This is a genomic window from Xanthomonas prunicola, assembly GCF_025266575.1.
Taxonomy (GTDB): domain Bacteria; phylum Pseudomonadota; class Gammaproteobacteria; order Xanthomonadales; family Xanthomonadaceae; genus Xanthomonas; species Xanthomonas prunicola.
The window spans coordinates 163089-188084 of sequence record NZ_CP096142.1; the positions used below are offsets into that span (position 1 = coordinate 163089).

The following is a 24996-nucleotide window of genomic DNA, read 5'->3' on the forward strand; positions in this document are numbered from 1 at the left end:
GAACCGGCCCGAGTTACGGCTAAGATGGCCGTATCGTCAGCACCCAAGGTCGTCCGCGGATCCATGCAACAGCCCGTCGCCGCGCCCGCGTTTTCGTCCGCCCCCGTCTCCTGTCTCCGCCTCGCCGAACGCCTGCAGCAAGGCCTGTGGACCCTGACCGGCCTGTATCTGCTGGTCGGCGTGGTCTGGCTGCTCCTGGGCAACCGGCTGCTCAACCTGGCCGGTGCCGTCGTGCCGGAGCGCTGGTCGGACGCGAGCTTTCTGGTGCTGTCCAGCATCGTCATCCACCTGGTGCTGCGCCGCTTCGCCAGGTTGATCGTGGACGAGTACGCACAGCTGGCGCAGTCCGAAGCCTTGCTGCAGGCCAAGTTCCTGGCCCTGCCCAGCCCTGCCTTCATCTACGACCTGGCCACGATGCGCATCCTCGATGCCAATCCGGCGGCGCTGGAATTCTTCGGCTGGGAGCGCGACGAGTTCCTGCAGCAGACGCTGCAGGCGATCTGGCCCAACGCCGATGGCGAGCGGCTGGAAGAGGTTATTGCGCAAATCCGGGGCAAGGGAGATGCCACCTGTGTGCTGAACGAAGACCTGCTCACACGCAGCGGCCTGCGGCATGTCGAGGTACGCAGCAACCAGCTCCATCTGTCCAGCGGCCCTGCCCGCCTGGTGGTCACCGTGGACCGCAGCGAAGAGCGCCAGGCGCAGCATCTGCGCGACGAGGCGCTTGAACGCCTGGAAGAAGCGCAGAGCATCGCGCGGTTGGGCTCCTGGCAGCTGGATCGTGCCACCGGCCTCGGCCGTTATTCGTCGGCGGTCTATCGCATCCTGGGGCGCAGCGTGCCGATGCATCGCCGCGAACATCGGCTGGAGGAGTTGCTGACCGCGTCCGACACCGCCACCCAGACGCGCATCGAACGCATGATCGAAGACATGTGTACCGGTGGCGAGGTGCAGATCGACGTGCTGCTGCCGCTGACCGGTGGTGATTCGCAACCGCGCACCGTGCACCTGCGCGCGGAAAGCGTGACCAGCCCCAGCGGCACGCGCCATGTGCACGGGACCTTGCAGGACGTAAGCGAACGCGAGCAATCGCGCCGGCTGCTGCGCGAACGCGAGGAACAGTTTCGCGAACTCGTGCGCGTGCTGCCCGACGGCGTGCTGATCCTCGCCGACGAGCATGTGATGTACGCCAACGCGGCCGGCTCCGCCCAGTTCGGCTTTCAGGGCGAAACCATCCTGGGCGAGCCGCTGCAGACCCTGGTCGGCGACAACGACCTGCCGGTGGTGCGCGAATACCTGCGTGCAGGTAGCGATCGCAACGAGCCGGTCTCCAGCGCACGTGCAATGCGGCGTCGCGATGGCAGTACCTTCTACGCCGGCCTGTCAGCCGGCGACATCCGCTATGGCGGGCGCAGCTGCAAGTTACTGGTCGTGCGCGACCTGAGCGAACCCGAGCGCATGCGCGATGCCCTGGCCGAGAGCAATGCCGAACTGCAGGCGATGGCCAAGCGGCTGTTCTCGCTGCAGGAAGACGAACGCCGCGCCATCTCGCGCGATCTGCATGACGAAATCGGGCAGGCGATCACCGCGATGAAGCTCTCCGCGCATGCAGCCCTGGATGAGCCGGACGCAGACGCGCGCCGCGAGGACCTGCTGGAAGTGGTGTCGCTGGCCGACAGCACGGTGACCAAGCTGCGCAATCTGTCGATGCTGTTGCGTCCGCCACAACTCGATGCCTTGGGCCTGGAGGCCGCCTTGCGCTGGCAGGCGTCGATGTTGTTCCGTGCCTCGCAGGTCCGGCTGGAGCTGGACATCCAGGCGCTCGGAGAACGACCGGGCAACGAGATCGAGCAAGCTTGCTTCCGGATCGCGCAGGAGAGCCTCACTAACGCGCTGCGGCACGCCTGCGCGGGCGAAGTACGCCTGCGTCTGTATTCGATCGACAGCGACAGTTTCCGGCTGGAAGTCAGCGATGATGGCGATGGCTTCGAACCGGAAGGCCCCCGTGGCCTGGGCCTGATCGTGATGCGTGAGCGTGCGCAGACCGTGGGCGGCACGCTCGCGATAGAATCAGCACCCGGAGCAGGTACGCGCGTGACGTTGCGCCTGCCCTATCACCCGGTCGGCGAGTCCGTCCACGACGATGGTGGACGTTGAGTCATGTGGAACCCTGTCATTCCGCCCGGACTGGAAGTCGTCAAGCCCACACGGCTTGGCGCGGGCAACCCCGACTTGCTGCACTTGGTGGATGCGGCCGCATCCGGCGGCCCGCCGCTGATGATTTTCCACGTCGACATCGATCACTTCGCCTCGATCAACGAGAACATGAGTGGCGAGGTCGGCGACCAGGCGCTGACGCTGGCAGCGCGCCGCCTTCAAGAGTTTCTCGGAACCCGCGGCAAACTGTGGCGTCATGGCAGCGATGAGATGATCGTGGTGGCTGTGCGTCGCGAAGAGACGCCGCTGCCGGAAGACTTCGCCGAAGAAATCCGCCAGCAACTGGAACTGCCACTGTCGGTGCTGCCGTACACCTTGTTCATGACTGGCAAGGTCGGCATCAGCCTGTGTCCGGAGCATTCCACCTCGCTCTCCACGCTCCTGGATTACGCCGAAGAAGCCAGCTATCAGGCGGCGCGCGAAGGCGGCAACACGGTAAGGCTGTACACGCGCAACTCGGCCACCAACGCGCATAGCGAAAGCATCATTGCGCGGCAGATCGTCGATGCGATTCCGCACGGCGAATTGCGCCTGCGTTACCAACCGCTGGTGAGCGCGCGCGACGGCCGCATCGTCGGCATGGAAGCGCTGCTGCGCTGGCAGTCGCCGACCCTGGGCATGCTGGTACCTGAGCGCTTCATGCGCACCGCCGAGCGTCTGGGCGTGATCGTACAGATCGGCGAATGGGTCCTGCAGAACGCGGTGCGTCAGGCGCGTCTATGGCGCGACCAGGGCTTCGATGACTTCAGCATTGCCGTGAACGTCTCTACGCTGCAGCTGCTGCGCCCGGGCTTCTTCAACGAAGTAATGGCGATGCTGCAGACCGCCGGCGTGCCGGCGCAGTTCGTCACGCTGGAGATCAACGAAAGCGCCTTGACCAACAACGTCAATTTCGTCCACGAGACGATGGCCAACCTACGCAACGAAGGCATTAGCCTGAGTCTGGACAACTTCGGCACCGGCGACTCCAGTCTGAGCGCACTGGTGCGCTACCCGGTGGACCGGCTGAAGATCGACCGCAGCTTCATCAAGAGCGCACCGGCCGGCAGCCGCGAGGCGGCGATTGCGCGCGCGATCATCGCCATGGGTCACCAGCTCGGCATGACGGTCATTGCCAATGGCGTGGAATCGCAGGCGCAGCTGGGCTTCCTGCGTCGCAACGATTGCGACATTTTCCAGGGCTATTTATTTGGCGAGCCGATGTCGGCGGAATCGGCCGGCATGGCGTTACGTCGACGCTATCTGCGCCCGGAATCGTTTGCCGAAAGCCGCCCCGACCGCACCTTGCTGCTGCTGGACGACGAAGAGAACGTACTGCGCTCGCTGGTGCGTCTGTTTCGCCGCGACGGCTACCGGATTCTGGCGGCCGGCAACGTGCGCGACGCCTTCGATCTGCTCGCCACCAACGATGTGCAGGTGATCCTCTCGGACCAGCGCATGAGCGACATGAGCGGCACCGAGTTCCTGGGCCGGGTCAAGATGCTCTACCCCGACACCGTGCGCCTGGTGCTGTCCGGCTACACCGACCTTGCCACGGTCACCGAAGCGATCAACCGCGGCGCAATCTACCGCTTCCTGACCAAGCCCTGGAACGACGACGAGCTGCGCGAGCATATTCGTCAGGCATTTCGCACGCATGATGAGCTGCGTAACGGCAGGGAATAGGGAATAGGGAATAGGGAATAGGGAAAGCAGTGCACTGGCCCTGCATGTTCCCGAGATTTTCAATTGACGCGTCAAGCGCAAATCACAAGCAAACGACGCTTTACCGATTCCCGATTCCCCACTCCCGATTCCCAGCGCGAAGCGCTACCGCGGCTGCCGGATCGGCAGCACAATGCGGAAACTGGCGCCCTGCCCCGGGGTGCTTTCGACGTCGATGCGGCCGTGGTGCTTGTTGATGATGCCGTAGGAAATCGACAGGCCCAGACCGGTGCCGCTGCCCACCGGTTTGGTGGTGAAAAACGGGTCGAAGATGCGTTGCAGGAGATCCGGGGCGATGCCGGCGCCGCTGTCCTGAAACTGGATCCAAACGTTCTCTGCTTCATCGCGACCGGTGGTCACGACGATCGTGCCGCGCTCGACGATGGCCTGGCCGGCGTTGAGCAGCATATTCATGTACACCTGGTTGAGCTCGGAGGGCAGGCACTCCACCAGCGGTAGCTCGGCGTAATTGCGCTCCAGCGTGACCTTGTACTTGAGCTCGTTCCAGATGATGTTGATGGTGGATTCCAGACCGGCGTGCAGGTCGACCATCTTCCACGACTCGGACCGGTCCGAGTACGAGAAGTCCTTGAGGTCGCGCACGATGCGGGTCACCCGCTCGATGCCTTCGCGCGATTCGGCCATCAATTGCGGCAGATCGCGGCTGATGAAATCGATGTCGGCGCGGTTGCGGATCTCGTCGATTTCCGGAATCAGCGCCTTCGGGTCCGGCGCCTGCAGCGCGCGCTCATAGGCTTCGATCAGGGTGAACAGGCTGCGCAGATATTCCTGCAAGCTGCCCAGATTGGAGTGCACGTAACCGATCGGATTATTGATTTCGTGCGCTACGCCCGCAGCCAACTGGCCGATGGATGCCATCTTTTCCGATTGCAGCAGTTTGTCCTGCGCACCGTTCAAGCGCAGATAGGCCTGGCGTAATTCGGCGTGGCGCTGTTGCAGCTCGCGCTCGTAATCCTGCTGGCCTTCGATATTGTGGAACAGCGCCAGAAAATGCCCGACGCCGCACTCGTCGTTGAAATACAGATGCGCAATGACCACGCGGTCGGCCACCGGCAGGCTGCCGGTCCAACTCCCCTTGCTGCGCGCTTGATTGAGTGCGTCCGATGGCAATACCTGCGAAATCCGCTCGCCCAGATTGCGGTCGTCGCCGGGGTCTTCCTTGCACAGGCTTTGGCGTGCAATGGCATTGGCAAGAATCAGCTTTCCGTCTGCGCGGAACAGCAGCACGCCCTCCAGCATCTGGTCGCCGAAGGCGCGCAGGATGTCCGAGGACGGCAATAAGGCTTGATTGAGAAAAAACTTGGCGGTCACGGGAGCGGGCAGCGTAGAGGACAGCTCAATATACGCCGAACCATTGACGCGCCGTATCGCTGTTTTGCATTACCCGGCGGTGTGTCGCAGACCGAACAAGGCATGCCGGCTGACGCAGGCGTGCTGCGTTATCTGCAACCCGGTGTGCTGCAAAACAATCTGCGACTCAGGCCACCGCCAACGAACGCCCGCCGCGCAGCACGCTCGATTGCCCCTTGGCATCGTAAGACGGCGCACTTTCGGTGCGGCCCAGGTGACGCAGCGCCCAGTTCACTTCGCGGCGTCGGCGTGCCAGCAGCGCGCCGTTGGCGCGGTTGGCTTCTGCCAGCTCACGCAGGCGCTCTTCTTCGCCGGCAGGCATCGCCGCTTCGAGCGCTTGCAGCGCCGACAGCTTGTCCTGCGTGTGTCGCATCAACGCATCGATGTCGTTCTCGAGTAATGCCTGGCGTTCGCCGGCCAGCGCATCGCTGAGACGTTGCAGGAACTCGTTCACGTTCATCCTTTCAGTCGGGGATCAACCCGCCAGTTGCTGATTCAGATCCATCATGCGGCTGGCGATGGCATCCGGGTTGATGGAATAGCTGCCGTTCTGCAATGCATCCTTCACCGCCTGGACGCGACCGGTGTCGATCGCCGAGGACTGCGAAAGCTCGCGCTGCAGGTTCTGCAGGTTGGTGGCTTCGCCGGTCAACTTGACGCTGTCGGTCGGCGGGGTGGCGGCTACTGGAGACGCGCGATCTTCGCCGGCCGAAGCGATCTTGCTGCTGGTGGCCGCGGTGCGAAGGGTGGCAGCGGTCGGTAGATTGCCTTCAATTTTCTGGGTCATGTCAGGAACTCCTCTACAGGTCGTAGGGGATAACGGCACCCAGAAAAAAAACTTTATAGAAATTTTTCACCTGGAGACCACAACGGTTCCGCTCGCTTCAACAATGCCCTGCACCACCCGGCGCGAGGACGAATTCTCTACCGAGACGCGCTCGTTCTCGCCGGCATCGGACAGCGCGCGACCGCTCATGCGCACTTCCAGCCCGCCATTGCGCGAGACCAGCGGGACGGTGTCGCCACGCCGGACCAGCCGCTGCGTCACCAGATCGTTGGCCGAGAGCAGCGAGCCGGCCGGCAGGACGCGACGGGCAGTCTTGCCTACTGCGGCCACCGGATCGGCCAGCACCGCACCGACGATGCGGGCAGCGTCACGCTTCTCGATACTGATATCGGCCAGCGAGATGGTTTCTCCAGCGCTGATGCCACGGCGCAGCACCAGGACATCCTGGTTGCGGCGCACCTTCAGCGGCACGAACAGGCGCCAGCCGGCCGGCTGCGGGCAGGCCACTTCGACGGTGTTGGTGCCGGTGGGCTGGGCCTGCAGCGCGATCGGACAGGCCGGCATGCGCAGACCCGGATCGAGCGTGGCCTCGGCCTCGGCGTCCGGGCCGACAGTGGCCAGCGCCGCGGCGCGGATGGAATCGACAGACTGATAGCTCTGGGCCCAGGCCGGAGCGGCAGCCGACAAGATGACAAGCAGGAGCAGGCGCATGGGACCAGATCCGGAGGAAGACGGAACAGACAGTGCAAGAGGCGTGCCTGTTTTTTGAATCGGGAATCGGTCGGGGGCTGAGCCTTGGTCGGTCTTCGTTGCTGATGTGCGATTTGCTTAGTGAACGCCGTAAGTACGTCACAGCAAGGTCCTTCGCCTCGGGCTTGCTGCAAAAAGCCCTCCGCTTTTGCAATTCCCCATTCCCCATTCCCGACAGCGCCCCACGCCAACCGTAAAACCACTCAAGTTTTCCAGGGGCGCTGTCGATATCTGCCCCATGACCCACGATCTGCTCAACCGCATCGACCAGCGCACCCGACTGGCTGGCCACAACCGACTGGCCCTGCTGCTGTTCCGGCTGGGCGGACGCCAGCTTTTTGGCGTCAACGTCTTCAAGGTCCAGGAAGTGCTGCGCCGGCCGGAGCTGTTCCAGGTGCCCGGCCTGCCGACCGAGTTCGCCGGCGTTGCCGACGTGCGCGGGCGGTCGGTGCCGGTACTGGATCTGGGCCTGGCCATCGGCCACCCGGAGCGCGATTCGCACTCCGAAAACGGCCCCGGCTATCTAGTAGTGGCCGAGTTCAACCGCTCGGTCCAGGGGTTTCTGGTCAGCGGCGTGGAGCGCATCGTCAATATTGCGGTGGAAGATATCCATCCGCCGCCGGAGCTCGGCGCCGAAGCCACTTATTTGACGGCAGTGACACGGTTCCAGGGCGAGCTGATCCAGGTCATCGACGTGGAAAGCGTGCTGGCCGACATCGCAAAGGTCAGCAAGGACGTGCAGTTGGACCCGTCGCTGCAGTTGGTGGCCTACGACCGCCAATTCCAGGTACTGGTGGTGGACGATTCACGCGTGGCGCGTCAGCAGATCCGCAGCGTGCTCGACCAGCTGGGCGTTTCGGCGACCCTGCTGTCCGACGGCCGTCAGGCGCTGGACCACCTACTGCAGGTGGCGGCATCGGGCGAAAACCCGGCCGACCGCTATGCCATGGTGATCTCCGATATCGAAATGCCGGCAATGGACGGCTATACGCTGACGACGGAAATCCGGCGCACACCGGGCCTGCAGGGCCTGTACGTGCTGCTGCATACCTCCTTATCGGGCGTGTTCAACAACGCCATGGTCGAGCAGGTGGGCGCCAACGCCTTCGTGGCCAAGTACAGCGCCCACGAACTGGCCGATTACGTGCTGGCTCGCCTGAAAGTGGTCGCCGAAGCGGCCTGAGCAGGTCGATCGGCCGCCGGACCGGCGCCGATCGCGGGGACAAGGCGCTGTACCGGGCTGCAAGCGCACCGCGGCTTAGGGATTGGGTCGGTGCGTCGACGCGCGCTCGAGTGATATCTGCGACGCCAGACCGCGCCCCAGGGAATGCCGAACCTTCGCAGCTTGCCACCCTTGATTGAAGCGAACGTCGTGACGGACACGGGTCCAACGCGTCTTCCGGACGGCCAGCTGCCGTTCGTCGGCAGCGCCGATCATTCTCCGCGTTGCGCGGCCCGTACCGCCTCAATTGGCACAAACATTGCTTTCTCCCTTGCAACACTTCGCGGGAGAGCACCGTGTCCAGTCCCTTCTCTTCGTTCCTCGGCGTCCATGGCGACGCGTTGGCGCTGCGCGAGCAGCGCATGAAGCTCATTGCCAGCAATCTGAGCAATGTGGACACGCCCGGCTACAAGGCCAAAGACCTGAACTTCGAGGCGGCGCTGAAGTCGGCGCAGGGCGAGCAGGACGGCGGCTTGATGCAAACCACCGACGCCAAGCACTACGCAGTGGGCGGCGGCGGGCTCAACCCGTTCCAGATCACCCGCGAATCCGATCAGCCCAGCCTTGACGGCAATACCGTCGATCCCGACGCCGAACGCGCCGCCTACGGCCGCGCCGCGCTGGAATACCGCGCATCGCTGAGCTTCCTCGAATCCAAGGTGCGCTCGATGCTCACCGCGATCACGGGCCAATAAATCATGAGCAACCTTCCCATTTTCGATGTGGCCGGCTCGGCGCTGCACGCGCAGTCGGTCCGCCTGAGCACCATCGCCTCCAACCTGGCCAATGCGGACTCGGTCGCAGGCTCGGCCGAGGCCACCTACAAGCCGATCGAACCGATCTTCCAGGCCCAGCAAAGCCGGCAGGACCCCAGCCTGACCTCGGTGAACGTCAAAGAGATCACCACCACCAATGCGCCGCCGATCCGCCGATACGAGCCCGGCCACCCGCTGGCCGATGCCGATGGCTATGTGTTCTCGCCCGACGTGGACCCGGTTTCGCAGATGGTCAACATGATTTCCGCCTCGCGCAATTACCAGGCAGGCGTGGAAATGCTCAATACCGCCAAGGAACTGGCGCTCGCGACCCTGACCATGGGTCGCTGACCCTTCCTAGCTGCCCCATACCAACGGAATCCTCCAGATGAGCACGATCGCCAGCGATATCTACAAAAACTTGGGCCTGAGTACCAGCAGCAAAACCACCAAAAAAGAGGAGTCGCTCGGCCAGGCCGACTTCCTCAAATTGATGACCGAGCAGCTGCAGCACCAAGACCCGCTCAAACCGATGGAAAACAGCGCGTTTCTTGGCCAATTGGCGCAGTTTTCCACCGTGCAGGGAATCGGCGACCTCAATACCAAGGTCAGCAATTTCTCAACGTCGATGAGCAGCGATCAGGTGCTCAAGGGCGCGGCGCTGGTTGGTCACAACGTGCTGGTGCCCTCGGCGCAGGTGGCGATCGATGCCACCGGCTCGGCAAAGGGCGTGGTCGCCGCGACCTCGGCCGGCACCGTCAATTTTGAAATCACCGACGCCAACGGGGCCTTCGTCAAACAGATCAGCGTGCCGTCCAGCGCCGCCGGTGAAGTGTCGTTCGCCTGGGATGGCACCGATGCCAACGGCAACCGCATGGCCGCCGGCAAATACGGCGTGACCGCCACCCAGACCGACACCGCCGGCTCCAAAAGCAAGTTGCCCACCTATGTCGATGCACCGGTGGACAGCGTCACGATCGGCTCGGACGGTCTGTATCTCAATCTGACCGGGCTAGGCACTTCCCCGCTCGCCAACGTGCTCCGCGTCAGCTGAGCCGGCAACCGACACTTAAAGGACCTCATCCATGGCTTTCAATACCTCGTTGTCCGGCATCAACGCAGCCAATGCCGATCTGAACGTTACGTCCAACAACATCGCCAACGTCAACACGACCGGGTTCAAGGAATCGCGCGCCGAGTTCGCCGACATGTTCCAGAGCACCAGCTACGGCCTGTCGCGCAATGCGGTGGGTTCGGGCGTGCGGGTCAGTAACGTGGCGCAGCAGTTCTCGCAGGGCAATATCGACCCGACCGGACGCAGCCTGGACCTGGCGGTCTCCGGCGAGGGCTTCTTCACCGTGACCTCCAACGGCGCCAAGATGTACACCCGCGCAGGCAACTTCCAGACCGATGCCAACGGCTACGTGGTCAATCCGCAGGGTGCGCGCCTGCAGGTGTTCGCTCCCAACCCGAGCGGCAATGGCTTCGACGTGGGCCGCCTGTCGGACCTGCAGTTGCTGACCACCGACAGCCCGCCCAAGTCGACCTCCACGGTCAACCTGGCCTTCACCCTGCCCGGCAATGCCACCGCGCCGACGGTGACCCCGTTCAGCCCGGCCGACGACAAGACCTACAGCCATTCCACCGGCGGCATCAACGTCTATGACTCGCTGGGCGTCAGCCACGTGCAGACCTCGTATTTCGTCAAGACCGCCAATCCGAACGAATGGCAGGTGCACAACTACGTGGACGGTGCGGCGGTCGGTGCGCCGACCACGCTGCAGTTCTCCAACACCGGCTCGCTGACCACCCCGGCCAACGGCATCATCACGATGGACCCGTTCACCCCGAGCACCGGCGCGGGCGTGCTGAACATGCAGCTCAATGTCAGCGGCTCGACCCAGTACGGCGAAGCCTTCGCGCTGCGCGACACCCGCCAGGACGGTTATGCCAGCGGCAAGCTCAACGAGATCAGCATCGACACCGGCGGCGTGGTGTTCGCGCGCTACTCCAACGGTGCCGACAAGCCGCTGGGCCAGGTCGCGCTGAGCAGCTTCGTCAACCCGCAGGGCCTGCAGTCGCAGGGCAACAACATGTGGGCCGAAAGCTACACCTCCGGCGCCGCGCGCACCGGTGCGCCAGACACGTCGGATCTGGGCCAGATCGAATCCGGCTCGCTGGAATCGTCCACGGTCGACCTGACCGAGCAGCTGGTGAACATGATCGTGGCCCAGCGCAACTTCCAGGCCAACTCGCAGATGATCTCGACCCAGGATCAGGTCACCCAGACGATCATCAATATTCGTTAACGGCTGGGAAGCGGGAGTGGGGAATCGGGAGTCGTAGGAGCTGGCATTGCGTGTATCGGATGCCGGCCTTGCCCCCTTCTTCCAGTCTCCAGCAATCCCGCCTTTGCGATTCCCCATTCTCCATTCCCGATTCCCGGTGCCTCATGGACAAAGCTCTCTACGTTGCGATGACCGGCGCCCGCGCCTCCCTGCAGGCGCAGGGCACCGTGTCGCACAATCTCGCCAACGTCGATACGGTGGGGTTCAAGGCTGCGTTGGCCAATACCGAGGCGTTCAAGATCCAGGGCAAGGGCTATCCGTCGCGGATCGACGCGCTGCATGTGGACCAGGGTTTCGACCGCAGCCAGGGCCACCAGAAGGTCACCGGCAACCCGCTGGACGTATCGCTGCAGCAGGACCGCTGGCTGGCGGTGCAGTCGCCCGACGGCAGCGAGGCCTACACCCGCAACGGCGAGCTGGCACTCACCGCCAACGGCCAGCTGGTCACCGCCAATGGGCATGCGGTGCTCGATGAAGGCGGCAACCCGATGACAATCCCGCCGCACCAGGCGATGGAGATCGGCAGCGATGGCAGCATCTCGATCATTCCGCAGGGCGAAGGCCCGCAGACCATGGCCATCGTCGGCAAGATGAAGGTGGTGGACGCGCCCGCCGACCGTTTGACGCGGCGCCCGGACGGACTGATGCGCAACACCAGTACCGACCCGGCGCAGGCATTTGCGGTGGCCACCGGCAAGACCATCAACAGCGGCATGCTGGAAGGCAGCAACGTGGATGCGGCCGGCGCGCTGGTGGAGATGATCCAGCTGCAGCGGCAGTTCGAAATGCAGGTCAAGATCATCAAGAACGGCGACGACAACGCGCAGTCGGCCAATTCGCTGTTGCGGGTCAGCGGTTAAGCGCGACTGACGCCCATCGCCCCACCGCCGGTTGGCCTGCGGCTCTGGCGAGCACCTCGATGGCGACCGCAAGCGGACATGGCTCGCGGGCGCAGTGGCATGTCGTTTGACTCCTGCGGTCTCGCAGCGGGTTCGTACGCGGCTGACGATGACTACCGATGGTTGTCGGCCAGGTTTGTGCGGCTGGCAACGCTGCCGATCTGGGCCCTTGCTGAAGAGCGGCTGGTGTGTGACCTGGCTGCAGCGCCCTTGCCCCGCCCACCCTCGCGGGACACGCCGCAAGCACGTCCTTGTGGGCGCTTGTGCAGCATCCATGACGCATGAGCGCCCGCGACCTCGCACGGACGAGGACCTGTCGATAGAGTCCTTGTCCGCAGGTTTAAATAAAGCAGGCGGCAACCGTCTGGTGCGGTGTCCTCGCCGATGGCGGGACCGTTGGCGGCATGGATACGGCCATCGAGCCCACCAGGCAAGAGTTCACGGCATGTCCCGCGAGCGGTGAGGGCATCACGCCCTCGACCAGCCAGGTGTTTGCCCGCGTGGCAGCGCCAGCGGGCAAAGCGTCGAGCGCGTGCACATGCAGCAGCACGGATTCGCATGTCGCCGAACACCTCGCTCACCGGTAACCGATCGGACAGTGTCTGGTCTGCAGCGCAGGCCTTCACCGCTTCGGCCTGGCTGCCATCAGCCCTGCCCCGCGCGGGCCGCCGCACCCTGCTCCGCGTGATCCCGCGCACAGCTGGCAGAAATCCGACGCGACTTTGGCACGGCACGTGCATCTACCCAGCCGTGCCCGGAACACATCCCCGGGTCTAACGAGGAATCGGGTCATGAATCAGGCTTTGTGGGTCGCCAAAACCGGACTGGATGCGCAGCAGACGCGCATGTCGGTCATTTCCAACAACCTGGCCAATACCAATACCACCGGCTTCAAGCGCGACCGTGCCGCGTTCGAAGACCTGTTGTACCAACAAGTGCGTGCGCCCGGCGGCTCGACCTCCGCGCAGACACAGCTGCCGACCGGCCTGCAACTGGGTACCGGCGTGCGCGTGGTGTCCACGTTCAAGGGCTTCGACCAGGGCAGCCAGCAGCAGACTGGCCGCGCGCTCGACGTGATGGTCAACGGTCGCGGCTTCTTCGAAGTGCAGATGCCCGACGGCACTTCTGCTTATACCCGCGACGGCACCTTCCAGATCAACGCCCAGGGCGAACTGGTTACCAACAGCGGCTACCCGCTGCAACCGGGCATCCAGGTGCCGGAAGGCGCGCAGTCGCTGACCATCGGCAACGACGGCACCATCAGCGTCACCCTCGCCGGCCAGGCTGCCGCACAGGAAATCGGCGCGCTCACGCTCACCGACTTCATCAATCCCTCGGGCCTGCAGGCCAAGGGCGAAAACCTCTTCGTCGAAACCACCGCTTCCGGCCCCGCGCAGAACGGCACCCCCGGCCTCAACGGCCTGGGCAACACCGTGCAGGGCGCGCTGGAGGGCAGCAACGTCAATACGGTGGAAGAGCTGGTGAGCATGATCGAGACGCAGCGCGCTTACGAAATGAACGCCAAGGCCATCTCCACCACCGACTCGATGCTCGGTTACTTGAACAACAACGTCTGATCGGTTCGCCGCTCGTCGCCCTCTCAGGAATCAACGCCATGTCACGCCTGCCTTCCCTCTCCTCCCTGTGCCTCGCCATTGCCTGCAGCGCGCTGCTGGGTGGCTGCGTGGCCGCCGGCGATGTACGCCCGTTCGCCGAACTGGCGCCGATCGTGCCGGTGGTTGCACCGGTGGCGCAGCCGACGGCCGGCGCGATCTACGCCGCAGGCCCGGGTTTGAACCTGTACGGCGACCGCCGTGCGCGCGATGTCGGCGATCTGCTGACGGTGAACCTGGTCGAAAGCACCACCGCCTCGTCCACCGCCAACACCAGCATCAGCAAGAAAGACGCCACCACCATGGGCGCGCCGACGTTGCTGGGTGCGCCGCTCACCGTCGGTGGCTTGAACGTGCTGGAAAACAGCACCAGCGGCGACCGAAGCTTTGCCGGCAAGGGCAACACCGCGCAGAGCAACCGCATGCAGGGCAGCGTGACCGTCACCGTGATGCAGCGCCTGCCCAACGGCAATCTGGTGATCCAGGGGCAGAAGAACCTGCGCCTGACCCAGGGCGACGAACTGGTGCAGGTGCAAGGCATCGTGCGCGCCGCCGACATCGCCCCGGACAACACCGTGCCTTCCAGCAAGGTGGCCGATGCGCGCATCGCCTACGGCGGCCGTGGCGCGATCGCGCAGTCCAACGCAATGGGCTGGCTGAGCCGCTTCTTCAATTCCCGTCTGTCGCCCTACTGAGCCTGCGACCATGAATCTGTCTTCTCTGCCCTTCCGTCTACTGGCTGCCGCCGTCGCGCTGTGCGCGATCGCCGCGCCGGCCAGCGCCGAGCGCATCAAGGATCTTGCCCAGGTCGGCGGCGTGCGCGGCAACGCGCTGGTCGGTTACGGTCTGGTCGTTGGCCTCGACGGTAGCGGCGACCGCACCAGCCAGGCGCCCTTCACCGTGCAGAGCCTGAAGAACCTGCTCGGCGAACTGGGCGTCAATGTTCCAGCGAACGTCAACCCGCAGTTGAAAAACGTCGCGGCCGTGGCCATCCACGCCGAATTGCCGCCGTTCGCCAAGCCCGGCCAGCCGATCGACATCACCGTCTCTTCGATCGCCAACGCGGTGTCGCTGCGTGGCGGCTCGCTGCTGATGGCACCGCTGAAAGGCGCCGATGGCCAGGTCTATGCGATGGCGCAGGGCAACCTGGTGGTCGGTGGCTTCGGCGCGCAGGGCAAGGACGGCTCGCGGGTGTCGGTCAACATTCCCAGCGTCGGTCGCATTCCCAACGGTGCCACCGTCGAACGCGCATTGCCGGACGTGTTTGCCGGCACCGGCGAGATCACGCTCAACCTGCATCAGAACGACTTCACCACCGTCTCGCGCATGGTTGCGGCGATCGACAACAGCTTCGGCGCCGGTACCGCGCGTGCGGTGGACGGCGTGACCGTGGCGGTGCGCTCGCCGACCGACCCGGGCGCGCGGATCGGGCTGTTGTCGCGACTGGAAAACGTCGAACTCTCGCCCGGCGATGCACCGGCCAAGGTCGTGGTCAATGCACGTACCGGCACCGTGGTCATCGGCCAGCTGGTGCGGGTGATGCCAGCGGCGATTGCGCATGGCTCGCTCACCGTGACCATCAGCGAAAACACCAACGTCAGCCAGCCGGGCGCCTTCAGCGGCGGCCGCACCGCAGTGACCCAGCAATCGACGATCACGGCCACCTCCGAAGGCAGCCGCATGTTCAAGTTTGAAGGCGGCACCACGCTCGATCAGATCGTGCGCGCAGTCAACGAAGTGGGCGCCGCTCCCGGCGACCTGGTAGCCATCCTGGAAGCGCTCAAGCAAGCCGGTGCGCTCACCGCGGAGCTGGAGGTGATCTGACATGCGTATCGCAGCCTCGCCCATTGATCTCAACCCGAGCACCAAGGCCGATCCCGCCAAGATCGACAAGGTCTCACGTCAGCTCGAAGGACAGTTCGCGCAGATGCTGGTCAAGAGCATGCGCGATGCGAGCTCCGGCGACCCGATGTTTCCGGGCGAAAACCAGATGTTCCGCGAAATGTACGACCAACAGATGGCCAAGGCGCTGACCGAGGGTAAGGGCCTGGGGTTGTCGGCGATGATTTCCAAGCAGCTCAGTGGCGACACCGGCGGCCCGGCGCTGAACACCTCGTTGAATACCGCTGAAGCGGCCAAGGCGTATTCCTTGGTTGCCGGCAAGCGCGATGCCTCGTTACCGCTGCCTGCGCGCGATGGTGCGGCCAGCGGGATCACGACCAGCAGCGTCGCGAAGGCGGCCCTGGGCGCAGGCAACCTGAGCGGCATCGGCATGAGCCAGGTGCTGGATCTGATTGCCGGACGCACCGGCGCTGGCGAAGCCGGCGGCGACGATGCCGCGGCACTGAGCTGGCCGTCGGCCAACGACCGCTGGGCCGATGTCGCTGCCAGCGACGCAGCCGACGCCAATGCCGCAGTCAACGCAAGCGCCGCCAGCACTGCAGCTGCAAGCCTGGGCGAACGCACGCCGGAAGGCTTCGTCGCCAAGATCTGGACACATGCGCAGAAAGCCGCGCGCGAACTGGGCGTGGACCCGCGCGCGCTGGTGGCACAGGCTGCACTGGAAACCGGTTGGGGCCGTCGCGGCATCGGCAATGGGGGCGATTCCAACAACCTGTTCGGCATCAAGGCCACCGGCTGGAGCGGCGACAAGGTCACCACCGGCACCCACGAATACGTCAACGGTGTCAAAACCACCGAAACCGCCGATTTCCGCGCCTATGGCTCGGCCGAAGAGAGCTTTGCCGACTACGTGCGGCTGCTGAAGAACAACAGCCGTTACCAGCCCGCGCTGCAGGCCGGCACCGATATCAAGGGTTTTGCACGCGGCTTGCAACAGGCTGGGTACGCCACCGATCCGGGCTATGCGGCCAAGATCGCGGCGATCGCTCACGGTCCGACCATCGACCGTGCGGTGGCCGCCATTGGCAATGCGGCGGCCGATTTGTCCAACCGCTATGCCAGTACCGCCGAGCCGGCCGGGCTTGGCACCATCCGTCGCTGAGGTAAACGCCCATGTCCATCATGTCCACCGGGACCAGCGCGCTCATCGCCTTCCAACGGGCGTTGTCGACCGTTAGCCATAACGTCGCCAACATCAATACCGAAGGCTATAGCCGCCAACGTGTGGAATTCGCAACGCGCACGCCCACCGACATGGGCTACGCGTTCGTGGGCAATGGCGCCAAGATCACCGATGTGGGCCGGGTCGCCGACCAGCTGGCCATCTCGCGCCTGCTCGACAGCGGTGGCGAACTCTCGCGCCTACAGCAGCTGTCCTCATTGTCCAACCGCGTCGATGCGCTGTATTCCAACACCGCCACCAACGTGGCCGGGCTGTGGTCGAACTTCTTCGACTCCACCAGCGCGGTGTCGTCCAACGCCTCTTCCACTGCCGAACGGCAGAGCATGCTCGACAGCGGCAACTCGCTGGCGACGCGCTTCAAGCAACTCAACGGGCAGATGGATAGCCTGAGCAATGAGGTCAACAGCGGGTTGACCTCGTCGGTGGACGAAGTCAACCGCTTGACGCAGCAGATCGCCAAGCTCAACGGCACCATCGGCAGCAGTGCGCAGAACGCAGCGCCGGACATGCTCGATCAGCGCGATGCGCTGGTGAGCAAGTTGGTGGGCTATACCGGCGGCACCGCGGTGATGCAGGACGGCGGTTTCATGAATGTCTTCACCGCCGGTGGCCAGGCGCTGGTGGTGGGCACCACCTCCTCCAAGCTCACCACCGTCGCCGACCCGTATCAGCCGACCAAGCTGCAGGTGGCGCTGCAGACCCAGGGTCAGAACGTCAGCCTTAGCGCCAACTCGCTGGGCGGGCAGATCGGCGGCCTGCTGGAATTCCGCAGCAGCGTGCTCGAGCCCACCCAGGCCGAACTCGGCCGCCTGGCCGTGGGCATGGCCAGCACGTTCAACGCCGGCCACAGCCAGGGTATGGATCTGTATGGCGCGATGGGCGGCAACTTCTTCAACATCGGCTCGCCAACCACCGCCGCCAACCCGAGCAATACCGGCAGCGCATCGCTGAGCGCCAGTTTCAGCAATATGAGCGCGGTGGACGGCCAGAACGTCACGCTGAGTTTCGACGGCACCAATTGGAAGGCCACCAACGCCAGTACTGGCTCTGCGGTGCCGATGACCGGCACCGGCACTGCGGCCAACCCGCTGGTGCTCAATGGCGTGAGCATGGTGGTCGGCGGCACGCCGGCCAACGGCGACAAATTCCTGCTGCAGCCCACCGCTGGACTGGCCGGTACCTTGTCGGTGGCCATCACCGACCCATCGCGCATTGCCGCGGCCACCCCGGTCAAGGCCACCGCCACCCTCGCCAACCTGGGCAGTGGCAAGATCAGCGACGTCAAGGTCACCAATGCGCAGAACCCTGCGCTGCTGACCCCGTCGTCGGTCGAGTTCATCGACGCCAACCAGTACACCATCAATGGCGCCGGCCCGTTCGCCTACACCCCCGGCCAGACCATCAGCGCCAACGGCTGGAGCTTCGCGCTGGACGGCGCACCCAAGGCAGGTGACACCTTCGGCGTCGGCCCGATGGGCGCCGGCTCCAGCGACAACGGCAATGCCAAATTGCTGGCCAAGATCGACGACGCCAAGGCACTCAGCGGTGGCACGGTCACGCTCAACGGCGCGCTGTCTGGCCTGACCACATCGGTGGGTTCGGCCGCGCGTGCGGCCAGCTATTCGGCCGATGCGCAAAAGGTCATCAACGACCAGGCGCAGGCCAGCCGCGATTCGATTTCCGGCGTCAACCTCGATGAGGAAGCCGCCAACATGCTGAAACTGCAGCAGGCCTACCAGGCCGCCGCACAGATGATCTCCACCGCCGACACCATCTTCCAAGCCATCCTGGGTGCCGTACGCTGATGACTGACCGTATCTCCACCAGCATGATGTACAGCCAGTCGGTCGCCTCGATGGGCGCCAAGCAGACGCGGCTGAACCAGCTCGAATCGCAGCTGTCCAGCGGCCAGCGCCTGGTCACCGCCAAGGACGACCCGGTCGCCGCGGGCACTGCGGTCGGTCTGGATCGCGCCCTGGCCGCAATCACGCGCTTCGGCGAAAACGCCAACAACGTGCAGAACCGCCTCGGGCTGCAGGAAAATGCGCTCTCGCAGGCCGGCGACAAAATGGCGCGCGTCACCGAATTGGCGGTGCAGGCCAACAATTCCTCGCTCAGCCCCGATGACCGCAAGGCGATCGCCTCGGAACTGACTGCACTGCGCGACAGCATGGTGAGCCTGGCCAACAGCACCGACGGCACCGGGCGCTATCTGTTCGGCGGCACCGCCGATGGCAGCGCGCCGTTCATCAAGAGCAATGGCGGCGTCGTCTACAACGGCGACCAGACCCAGAAGCAGGTCGAAGTGGCGCCGGACACCTTCGTCAGCGACACCCTGCCTGGCAGCGAAATCTTCATGCGCGTCCGCACCGGCGACGGCACCGTGGACGCGCACGCCAACGCTGCCAACACCGGGACCGGCTTGCTGCTGGATTTCAGCCGCGATGCCAGCACCGGCAGCTGGAACGGTGGAAGTTACAGCGTGCAGTTCACTGCCGCCAATACCTATGAGGTGCGCGACAGCAGCAATGCGGTGGTCAGCACCGGCACTTATAAAGATGGCGAAGACATCAACGCGGCCGGCGTGCGTATGCGCATCAGCGGCGCGCCGGCGGCGGGCGACAGTTTCCAGATTGGCGCCTCCGGCACCAAGGACGTGTTCTCCACCATCAACGACCTGGTCGGCGCGCTGAACTCGGACACGCTGACCCCGCCGCAGAAGGCGTCGATGATCAACACCTTGCAGTCGTCGATGCGCAACATCGCGCAGGCGTCTTCGAAGATGATCGATGCGCGCGCCTCCGGTGGCGCGCAGTTGTCGGCCATCGACAACGCCAACTCCTTGCTCGAATCCAACGAAGTCACGCTCAAGACCACCCTGTCGTCGATCCGCGATCTGGACTACGCCTCGGCGATTGGGCAATACCAACTTGAGAAGGCCTCGTTGCAGGCCGCTCAGACCATTTTTCAGCAGATGCAGTCGTCGTCGTTGTTCAACCTGATCCGCTGATTGTGCCGCAGAAAACCTGCGTTTTCTTCGCTCCTGCGCGTGGGCATTTGCGCAGGAGGACGGAGTTTATTTTTCGAAGAGTTATACCAGCGCTAAAGATTGGCGGGGTGCTGCCGAATAAACCAAACCCCTTGATACACAACGCTTACGTATTTCGTCCTGATGCAGAAAAACAGTAAAAAAATACTGGATTTCGCTAAAGGTTCCCGACGCAACGCCGTTATTCATCTCAGCAGCGGCAACGGCCAACTTGATGGCCCCCCTGCGGAGGCTCCAGGCAAGTCCCCCTTGCCGGAAAAATCGCTTAGGAGAAATCAAAATGGCACAGGTAATCAACACCAACGTAATGTCGCTGAACGCTCAGCGTAACCTCAACACCAACAGCTCCAGCTTGGCGCTGAGCATCCAGCAGCTGTCGTCGGGCAAGCGGATCACCAGCTTTGCCGTCGACGCAGCCGGCGGCGCAATCGCCGAGCGCTTCACCACCCAGATCCGCGGCCTGGACGTTGCCTCGCGCAACGCCAACGACGGCATCTCGCTGTCCCAGACTGCCGAAGGCGCGATGCAGGAAATCGGCAACAACCTGCAGCGTATCCGCGAGCTGTCGGTGCAGTCGGCAAATGCAACCAACTCGTCCACCGACCGCGAGGCGCTGAACTCGGAAGTCAAGCAGCTGACCAGTGAAATCGACCGCGTCGCCAATCAGACCAGTTTCAACGGCACCAAGCTGCTTGACGGCTCCTTCAGCGGCGCGCTGTTCCAGGTCGGTGCCGATGCCGGCCAGACCATCGGCATCAACAGCATCGCCGATGCCAACATCGATACGCTGGGCAAGGCCAACTTCGCCGCCGCCGTCTCCGCTGCCGGCGTGACCGGCACCGCCACCGCCTCGGGTTCGGTCAGCGGCATCAGCCTGTCGTTCAAGGACGCCAGCGGTTCGGCCAAGAGCATCACCATCGCCGACGTCAAGGTCGCTTCAGGCGACAGTGCTGCCGACGTGAACAAGAAGGTCGCGGCGGCCATCAACGACAAGCTGGACCAGACCGGCATGTACGCCTCGATCAAGAGCGACGGCTCGGTGCAGATCGAATCGCTGAAGGCTGGCCAGGACTTCACCTCGCTGTCGGCTGGTACTTCCAGCGCCGCCGGCATCACCGTCGGCGCCGGCATCACCACCGCTTCGGCCGCTTCCGGCTCCACCGCTTCGACCTTGGGCAGCCTGGATATCTCCACGTTCTCCGGCGCGCAGAAGGCCCTGGAAATCGTCGACAAGGCATTGACCACGGTCAACTCCTCGCGCGCCGACATGGGTGCGGTGCAGAACCGCTTCACCTCCACCATCGCCAACCTGAGCGCAACCTCGGAAAACCTGTCGGCCTCGCGTAGCCGCATCGCCGATACCGACTACGCCAAGACCACCGCCGAGCTGACCCGCACGCAGATCCTGCAGCAGGCCGGTACCGCGATGCTGGCCCAGGCCAAGTCGGTTCCGCAGAACGTGCTGAGCCTGCTGCAGTAACCTGCCGCAGTCACCAGCAACGCTTTGCAGCAAGTCAAAAGCCCCTCTTCGGAGGGGCTTTTTTGTGGGCGCGGTTTTTTTGACGCCGGTCGATCAGCGCGCTGGGCACGGAAGTTGCATCGACAAAAGGGTGAGCAAGACGCGTCGGCGCCGCTAAAGTCCTCCCGGATGCGGCCGATACCCGTCTCGTAATCCCATGCATCCGTTGTTCGGATGCCCAGACGAGGAATGCAACATGGCATCGTTGATCAGTACTTCTGCTTCAGGATTGGATATCCCCACCGTGGTGTCCACCCTGGTCTCCCGTCAGAGGGATCCGGAGCAGGCGCGCATCAACAAGGCCGGCACCGCCGCGACCACGCAGCTGTCGGCCATCAGCCAGATCAAGAGCAGCATGACCACGCTCAAGTCCGCGCTGGACAAGGTGGTCAGCAGCGCCGACACCAACGCCTACAAGGCCACGGTGCCGACCGATGCCGGCTTCACCGCCACCACCACCAGCTCGGCGGCGCCGGGCAACTATTCGGTGGAAGTGGTCTCGCTGGCGACCTCGCAAAAACTGGCCTCCGGCGCGTTTACGGCCGACGCCACGGTGGGCAGCGGCACGCTGACGATCGGCTATGGCGATCAGAGCGTCACCGTGGACATCAGCGGCACCGACAAGCTCACTGACATCGCTGCGGCCATCAACAAGGCTGCTGGCGGCAAGGGAGTCACTGCCAGCGTGGTCACTGCCAACGATGGCCAGCACCTGGTCTTCAACGCGGTCGATCCCGGCACCAAGGGCGCCCTGACCATCAGTGCCAGCGATCCAAGCCTGAGCAGACTGACCTACGGCCCCGGCGTCACCGGCGGGCTGAACCAGACCGTGGCTGCCGCCGACGCACTCGTGCGCGTGGACGGCTTCGAGCGCACCTCCAGCTCCAACACCATCAGCGACATCGTGCCCGGCGTGGTGCTCAACCTGACCAAGGCCGCCGAAGGCACAAAGTTCAACCTGGGCGTAGCGGCCGATACCAGCGGCCTCAAGGGTAACCTCACTGCGTTTGCTGCGGCCTACAACACCGCCAACACCTTGCTGGCCAAGAGCAGCGCCTACGACGCCACCACCAAGACCGCCGCAGCCCTGACCGGCGACTCGCTGGTGCGCAGCCTGCAGCAACAGTTGCGCGGCCAAGTCAGCGGCAACGTCAACGAGCTCAAGGCGCTGGGCCTGACCATCGACAAGGATGGCGTGATGAGCTTCGACAGCGCCAAGTTCGACACCGCCATCGCCTCCGACGGCGGTGCGGCCGCCGAAGTGTTCGGCAAGGACGGCAAGTTCGGCTCCGGCCTGACCAAGTTGCTGGACAGCAACGTCAACGCCACCAGTGGCACCCTGACCCTGCGTTCGGACAGCTTGAACAAGACCATCAAGGGCTACGAGTCCGACCTGGACGACCTCGACGCACGCATGACAAAGCTCTCCGATAGCTACACCGCGCAGTTCACCGCGATGGAAACCATGATCAGCAAGTTGCAAAGCAGCACCAGCTCGCTCAGCGGCCTGCTGACAAGCTGATTTCTGTGATGACAATCCTCAAGTCCTGTCAGGGTATTGCCGATACAAGAAGGGCCTATCGTGATTTCGGCCTTGCCTTCCGGCAGGAGCGTCGTCGCAGGAGCGTAGCGCTCCGGGACCAGCGAAGGTCAGCCCATTGAGGAGTCATCCATGTACGGTTCCAATCGTCAATATGCCGAGCAATACCGCAAGGTCGGCGTGGCCACCAGCGTGACCGAAGCCGACCCGCACAAGCTGGTCTCGCTGCTGTTTGCCGGTGCCTGCCAGCGCATCCGTCTGGCCCAGGCCTGCCTGGCGCAAGGCGATCAGGCGCGCAAGGGCAAGGCGATTGGTGAGGCTTGCGCGATCGTCGGTCACTTGAACGGCTCGCTCGATCACGAAGCCGGTGGCGAGATCGCTGGTAACCTCTCGGCCCTGTACGACTACGTCATGCAGCGGCTTACTGCAGCCAACCTGCACAACGACGAGACCGCGTTGACCGAAGCGCTGGATTTGCTCAGCGAAATCGACTCGGCGTGGAACTCCATCCCCCTCGAACAACGCGGCCTTTCCGCCGTTTCGTGAGTCCTGCCATGCATAGCGTGCAAAGCCTTCAAGCAGAAATCGCCGACCTCCGCCTGGCCATGGCGCAGGAGGAGTTCGAGGTGATGCCGCAGATGCTGGACGCCCACGACCTGCACCTGCGCGAATATGCGCAACAGGTCGATATCCAACAGGACCGCGACGCGCTGAAGACCTTGCTCACCATGCATCAGGACCTCATGCGGATGATGCGCGAGCGTCAGCGCAAACTGCTGGAACTGATCCGCGCACAGCGTACGTCGTCGTCGGCCAGCCGCGCCTACGCACGGGTCGGTCGGATCTGATGAGCACGCTCGGCACACTCGCGCCATCCGCCGATGCCGAGCTGTTTGCCGACACGCTTAGTTGCGAGTTGCAGCTGCCGGCCGGCTTCCGCGCCGGGGGCGATGCTGGCACGCATAACGCTGCAGAAACCCTGTTGCGCAGCCTTGGCCAGGTCGAAGACTTGCGCAGCGAGGAAACCAGCGAAGACCGCGGCGAACTGCCACTGCTGGTGCAGCGCATGGACGCCAAACTCGATTTGATGCTGGCGCTGATCGGCCGCCTGGTGCGCCACGGCGACAGCGGCCTGAGCCAGGGCTTGGTGCATTGGTCCGTGCGCGGAATCCGCCTGAGTTGCGCAACCAGCCACGCACCAGGCACGACTGGCAGCGTTTGTTTGCAGCCGTCCGACTGGCTTCCTGAACTTGTACAGCTTCCTGCCACCGTGCTGGCGAGCGCGAGCGATGGCCATGATTTCTGGCTGTGGCTGCGGTTTGCCCCGCTTGCGCCGGGACTGCAGGACGCGCTGGAACGCCACCTGTTCCGTTTGCATCGCCGTCAGATCGCCGACGCCCGCCGCCAGCGCTGATTGCCATGGTTGGCGCCGGGCGCCGGGTCAGCTAATGTGCTCTTTACTGAAAAAAGGTCTCTTCTGCGCCGTGCGAGTCATCATCGTCGACGATCACACCCTTGTCCGTGCCGGCCTGTCCAGGCTGCTGCAAACTTTCGCCGGCATCGATGTCGTGGGCGAGGCGAGCAACGCGCAACAAGCCCTGGACATGACGTCCCTGCACCGGCCCGACCTGGTGTTGATGGACCTGTCCCTGCCCGGCCGTAGCGGCCTGGATGCCATGACGGACGTGCTGCGCGCCGCGCCGCGCACGCATGTGGTGATGATGTCGATGCACGACGACCCGGTGCACGTGCGCGATGCGCTCGATCGCGGTGCCGTCGGCTTCGTGGTCAAGGACGCCGCACCGCTGGAATTGGAATTGGCCTTGCGCGCTGCTGCCGCTGGCCAAGTGTTCCTGAGCCCGCAGATCTCGTCCAAGATGATTGCGCCGATGCTAGGCCGGGAAAAACCGGTTGGTATCGCCGCCTTGTCGCCGCGCCAGCGCGAGATCCTGCGCGAGATCGGCCGCGGCCAGAGCAACAAGGAAATCGCCGCCGACCTCGGCATCAGCGTCAAGACGGTGGAGACCCACCGCGCGCGCATGATGGAATCGCTCGGTTGCCGGCGTGCCAACGACCTGGTGTTGCTGGCGGCCAAACATCACAACGAGTTGGTCTGACGCGCAAAACCTCCGCGCAC

26 protein-coding genes are annotated in these 24996 nt (G+C 64.2%); 21 read left to right on the forward strand and 5 right to left on the reverse strand.

Going from position 1 to position 24996, the window contains the following annotated elements:
- Positions 1-24: 24 nt before the first annotated feature.
- Positions 25-2157, forward strand: coding sequence for a sensor histidine kinase (locus M0D43_RS00420; protein ID WP_252163112.1), 2133 nt, complete (start codon positions 25-27; stop codon positions 2155-2157).
- Positions 2158-2160: 3 nt separating this feature from the next.
- Positions 2161-3882, forward strand: coding sequence for an EAL domain-containing protein (locus M0D43_RS00425; RefSeq protein WP_252163113.1), 1722 nt, complete (start codon positions 2161-2163; stop codon positions 3880-3882).
- A 144-nt stretch (positions 3883-4026) separates the two neighbouring features.
- Here M0D43_RS00425 and M0D43_RS00430 read toward each other — a convergent pair whose 3' ends face one another.
- From M0D43_RS00430 to flgA, 4 genes are all read right to left on the reverse strand, one after another.
- Positions 4027-5253, reverse strand: a complete 1227-nt coding sequence (locus tag M0D43_RS00430) for an ATP-binding protein (protein WP_260807662.1) — start codon at positions 5251-5253, stop codon at positions 4027-4029.
- A 166-nt stretch (positions 5254-5419) separates the two neighbouring features.
- Positions 5420-5752, reverse strand: a complete 333-nt coding sequence (locus M0D43_RS00435) for a flagellar protein FlgN (protein ID WP_252163115.1) — start codon at positions 5750-5752, stop codon at positions 5420-5422.
- A 15-nt stretch (positions 5753-5767) separates the two neighbouring features.
- Positions 5768-6079 carry a flagellar biosynthesis anti-sigma factor FlgM gene (gene flgM, locus M0D43_RS00440; protein ID WP_014503328.1) on the reverse strand — a complete coding sequence of 104 codons (312 nt, stop codon included), beginning with the start codon at positions 6077-6079 and terminating at the stop codon, positions 5768-5770.
- A gap of 66 nt (positions 6080-6145) precedes the next feature.
- On the reverse strand, positions 6146-6790 hold the full coding sequence (flgA, locus tag M0D43_RS00445; RefSeq protein ID WP_252163116.1) for a flagellar basal body P-ring formation chaperone FlgA: 645 nt from the start codon (positions 6788-6790) through the stop codon (positions 6146-6148).
- A gap of 277 nt (positions 6791-7067) precedes the next feature.
- Here flgA and M0D43_RS00450 point away from each other — a divergent pair, with 277 nt between their 5' ends.
- The 18 genes from M0D43_RS00450 to M0D43_RS00535 all read left to right on the forward strand — a co-directional run bounded on the left by M0D43_RS00450 (position 7068) and on the right by M0D43_RS00535 (position 24273).
- Positions 7068-8012, forward strand: a complete 945-nt coding sequence (locus M0D43_RS00450) for a chemotaxis protein CheV (protein ID WP_003482947.1) — start codon at positions 7068-7070, stop codon at positions 8010-8012.
- Between the two features lie 335 nt (positions 8013-8347).
- Complete coding sequence (flgB, locus tag M0D43_RS00455) at positions 8348-8746, forward strand: flagellar basal body rod protein FlgB (RefSeq protein ID WP_011259201.1); 399 nt, start codon at positions 8348-8350, stop codon at positions 8744-8746.
- Positions 8747-8749: 3 nt separating this feature from the next.
- Entirely contained in the window at positions 8750-9157 is a 408-nt protein-coding gene (gene flgC / locus M0D43_RS00460) for a flagellar basal body rod protein FlgC (RefSeq protein WP_005914451.1), read from the forward strand.
- A gap of 37 nt (positions 9158-9194) precedes the next feature.
- Entirely contained in the window at positions 9195-9860 is a 666-nt protein-coding gene (locus M0D43_RS00465; RefSeq protein WP_252163117.1) for a flagellar hook assembly protein FlgD, read from the forward strand.
- A gap of 31 nt (positions 9861-9891) precedes the next feature.
- Positions 9892-11115, forward strand: a complete 1224-nt coding sequence (gene flgE, locus M0D43_RS00470) for a flagellar hook protein FlgE (RefSeq protein ID WP_101364101.1) — start codon at positions 9892-9894, stop codon at positions 11113-11115.
- Positions 11116-11258: 143 nt separating this feature from the next.
- Positions 11259-12014 (forward strand): flagellar basal-body rod protein FlgF, encoded by a 756-nt coding sequence (flgF, locus tag M0D43_RS00475; RefSeq protein ID WP_005921307.1) that lies wholly within the window; start codon positions 11259-11261, stop codon positions 12012-12014.
- 830 nt (positions 12015-12844) lie between these two features.
- The gene (gene flgG / locus M0D43_RS00480) at positions 12845-13630 is read left to right on the forward strand and encodes a flagellar basal-body rod protein FlgG (RefSeq protein ID WP_042822359.1); all 786 of its coding nucleotides are present in this window, start codon (positions 12845-12847) and stop codon (positions 13628-13630) included.
- Between the two features lie 38 nt (positions 13631-13668).
- A complete protein-coding gene (gene flgH / locus M0D43_RS00485; protein ID WP_019300291.1) occupies positions 13669-14361 on the forward strand; it encodes a flagellar basal body L-ring protein FlgH in 693 nt (230 codons plus the stop codon).
- 10 nt (positions 14362-14371) lie between these two features.
- Complete coding sequence (locus M0D43_RS00490) at positions 14372-15490, forward strand: flagellar basal body P-ring protein FlgI (RefSeq protein ID WP_252163118.1); 1119 nt, start codon at positions 14372-14374, stop codon at positions 15488-15490.
- Between the two features lies 1 nt (position 15491).
- The gene (locus M0D43_RS00495) at positions 15492-16670 is read left to right on the forward strand and encodes a flagellar assembly peptidoglycan hydrolase FlgJ (RefSeq protein WP_252163119.1); all 1179 of its coding nucleotides are present in this window, start codon (positions 15492-15494) and stop codon (positions 16668-16670) included.
- Positions 16671-16681: 11 nt separating this feature from the next.
- Entirely contained in the window at positions 16682-18556 is a 1875-nt protein-coding gene (gene flgK / locus M0D43_RS00500; RefSeq protein ID WP_252163120.1) for a flagellar hook-associated protein FlgK, read from the forward strand.
- On the forward strand, positions 18556-19761 hold the full coding sequence (flgL, locus tag M0D43_RS00505; protein ID WP_252163121.1) for a flagellar hook-associated protein FlgL: 1206 nt from the start codon (positions 18556-18558) through the stop codon (positions 19759-19761). The genes flgK and flgL overlap by 1 nt, the downstream gene beginning before the upstream one ends.
- A 162-nt stretch (positions 19762-19923) precedes the next feature.
- Complete coding sequence (locus tag M0D43_RS00510) at positions 19924-20130, forward strand: hypothetical protein (protein ID WP_162096839.1); 207 nt, start codon at positions 19924-19926, stop codon at positions 20128-20130.
- Positions 20081-21280 carry a flagellin gene (locus M0D43_RS00515; protein ID WP_101364107.1) on the forward strand — a complete coding sequence of 400 codons (1200 nt, stop codon included), beginning with the start codon at positions 20081-20083 and terminating at the stop codon, positions 21278-21280. The genes M0D43_RS00510 and M0D43_RS00515 overlap by 50 nt, the downstream gene beginning before the upstream one ends.
- Before the next feature lie 235 nt (positions 21281-21515).
- Positions 21516-22841: a flagellar filament capping protein FliD gene (gene fliD, locus M0D43_RS00520; protein ID WP_252163122.1), complete on the forward strand. Its 1326-nt coding sequence runs from the start codon at positions 21516-21518 to the stop codon at positions 22839-22841.
- Positions 22842-22991: 150 nt separating this feature from the next.
- Positions 22992-23405, forward strand: a complete 414-nt coding sequence (gene fliS / locus M0D43_RS00525; RefSeq protein WP_010380875.1) for a flagellar export chaperone FliS — start codon at positions 22992-22994, stop codon at positions 23403-23405.
- An 8-nt stretch (positions 23406-23413) separates the two neighbouring features.
- Positions 23414-23707 (forward strand): hypothetical protein, encoded by a 294-nt coding sequence (locus tag M0D43_RS00530; RefSeq protein WP_252163123.1) that lies wholly within the window; start codon positions 23414-23416, stop codon positions 23705-23707.
- Positions 23707-24273, forward strand: coding sequence for a PilZ domain-containing protein (locus M0D43_RS00535; protein ID WP_252163124.1), 567 nt, complete (start codon positions 23707-23709; stop codon positions 24271-24273). Before M0D43_RS00530 ends, M0D43_RS00535 begins: the two co-directional genes overlap by 1 nt.
- A gap of 43 nt (positions 24274-24316) precedes the next feature.
- Here the strand turns inward: M0D43_RS00535 and M0D43_RS00540 are convergent, their stop codons facing one another.
- Positions 24317-24454, reverse strand: coding sequence for a hypothetical protein (locus M0D43_RS00540; protein WP_228329767.1), 138 nt, complete (start codon positions 24452-24454; stop codon positions 24317-24319).
- Here M0D43_RS00540 and M0D43_RS00545 point away from each other — a divergent pair.
- Positions 24401-24976 carry a response regulator gene (locus tag M0D43_RS00545; RefSeq protein ID WP_224229897.1) on the forward strand — a complete coding sequence of 192 codons (576 nt, stop codon included), beginning with the start codon at positions 24401-24403 and terminating at the stop codon, positions 24974-24976. The two genes, M0D43_RS00540 and M0D43_RS00545, sit on opposite strands and share 54 nt — an antisense overlap.
- The last annotated feature ends 20 nt before the right edge of the window (positions 24977-24996 follow it).

Coding starts and splice junctions, on each gene's coding strand:
- M0D43_RS00420 (WP_252163112.1), top strand. CDS start 25: ATGGCCGTATCGTCAGCACCCAAGGTCGTCCGCGGATCCATGCAACAG.
- M0D43_RS00425 (WP_252163113.1), top strand. CDS start 2,161: ATGTGGAACCCTGTCATTCCGCCCGGACTGGAAGTCGTCAAGCCCACA.
- M0D43_RS00435 (WP_252163115.1), bottom strand. CDS start 5,752: ATGAACGTGAACGAGTTCCTGCAACGTCTCAGCGATGCGCTGGCCGGC.
- flgM (WP_014503328.1), bottom strand. CDS start 6,079: ATGACCCAGAAAATTGAAGGCAATCTACCGACCGCTGCCACCCTTCGC.
- flgA (WP_252163116.1), bottom strand. CDS start 6,790: ATGCGCCTGCTCCTGCTTGTCATCTTGTCGGCTGCCGCTCCGGCCTGG.
- M0D43_RS00450 (WP_003482947.1), top strand. CDS start 7,068: ATGACCCACGATCTGCTCAACCGCATCGACCAGCGCACCCGACTGGCT.
- flgC (WP_005914451.1), top strand. CDS start 8,750: ATGAGCAACCTTCCCATTTTCGATGTGGCCGGCTCGGCGCTGCACGCG.
- M0D43_RS00465 (WP_252163117.1), top strand. CDS start 9,195: ATGAGCACGATCGCCAGCGATATCTACAAAAACTTGGGCCTGAGTACC.
- flgE (WP_101364101.1), top strand. CDS start 9,892: ATGGCTTTCAATACCTCGTTGTCCGGCATCAACGCAGCCAATGCCGAT.
- flgF (WP_005921307.1), top strand. CDS start 11,259: ATGGACAAAGCTCTCTACGTTGCGATGACCGGCGCCCGCGCCTCCCTG.
- flgG (WP_042822359.1), top strand. CDS start 12,845: ATGAATCAGGCTTTGTGGGTCGCCAAAACCGGACTGGATGCGCAGCAG.
- flgH (WP_019300291.1), top strand. CDS start 13,669: ATGTCACGCCTGCCTTCCCTCTCCTCCCTGTGCCTCGCCATTGCCTGC.
- M0D43_RS00490 (WP_252163118.1), top strand. CDS start 14,372: ATGAATCTGTCTTCTCTGCCCTTCCGTCTACTGGCTGCCGCCGTCGCG.
- M0D43_RS00495 (WP_252163119.1), top strand. CDS start 15,492: ATGCGTATCGCAGCCTCGCCCATTGATCTCAACCCGAGCACCAAGGCC.
- flgK (WP_252163120.1), top strand. CDS start 16,682: ATGTCCATCATGTCCACCGGGACCAGCGCGCTCATCGCCTTCCAACGG.
- flgL (WP_252163121.1), top strand. CDS start 18,556: ATGACTGACCGTATCTCCACCAGCATGATGTACAGCCAGTCGGTCGCC.
- M0D43_RS00510 (WP_162096839.1), top strand. CDS start 19,924: ATGCAGAAAAACAGTAAAAAAATACTGGATTTCGCTAAAGGTTCCCGA.
- M0D43_RS00515 (WP_101364107.1), top strand. CDS start 20,081: ATGGCACAGGTAATCAACACCAACGTAATGTCGCTGAACGCTCAGCGT.
- fliD (WP_252163122.1), top strand. CDS start 21,516: ATGGCATCGTTGATCAGTACTTCTGCTTCAGGATTGGATATCCCCACC.
- fliS (WP_010380875.1), top strand. CDS start 22,992: ATGTACGGTTCCAATCGTCAATATGCCGAGCAATACCGCAAGGTCGGC.
- M0D43_RS00530 (WP_252163123.1), top strand. CDS start 23,414: ATGCATAGCGTGCAAAGCCTTCAAGCAGAAATCGCCGACCTCCGCCTG.
- M0D43_RS00535 (WP_252163124.1), top strand. CDS start 23,707: ATGAGCACGCTCGGCACACTCGCGCCATCCGCCGATGCCGAGCTGTTT.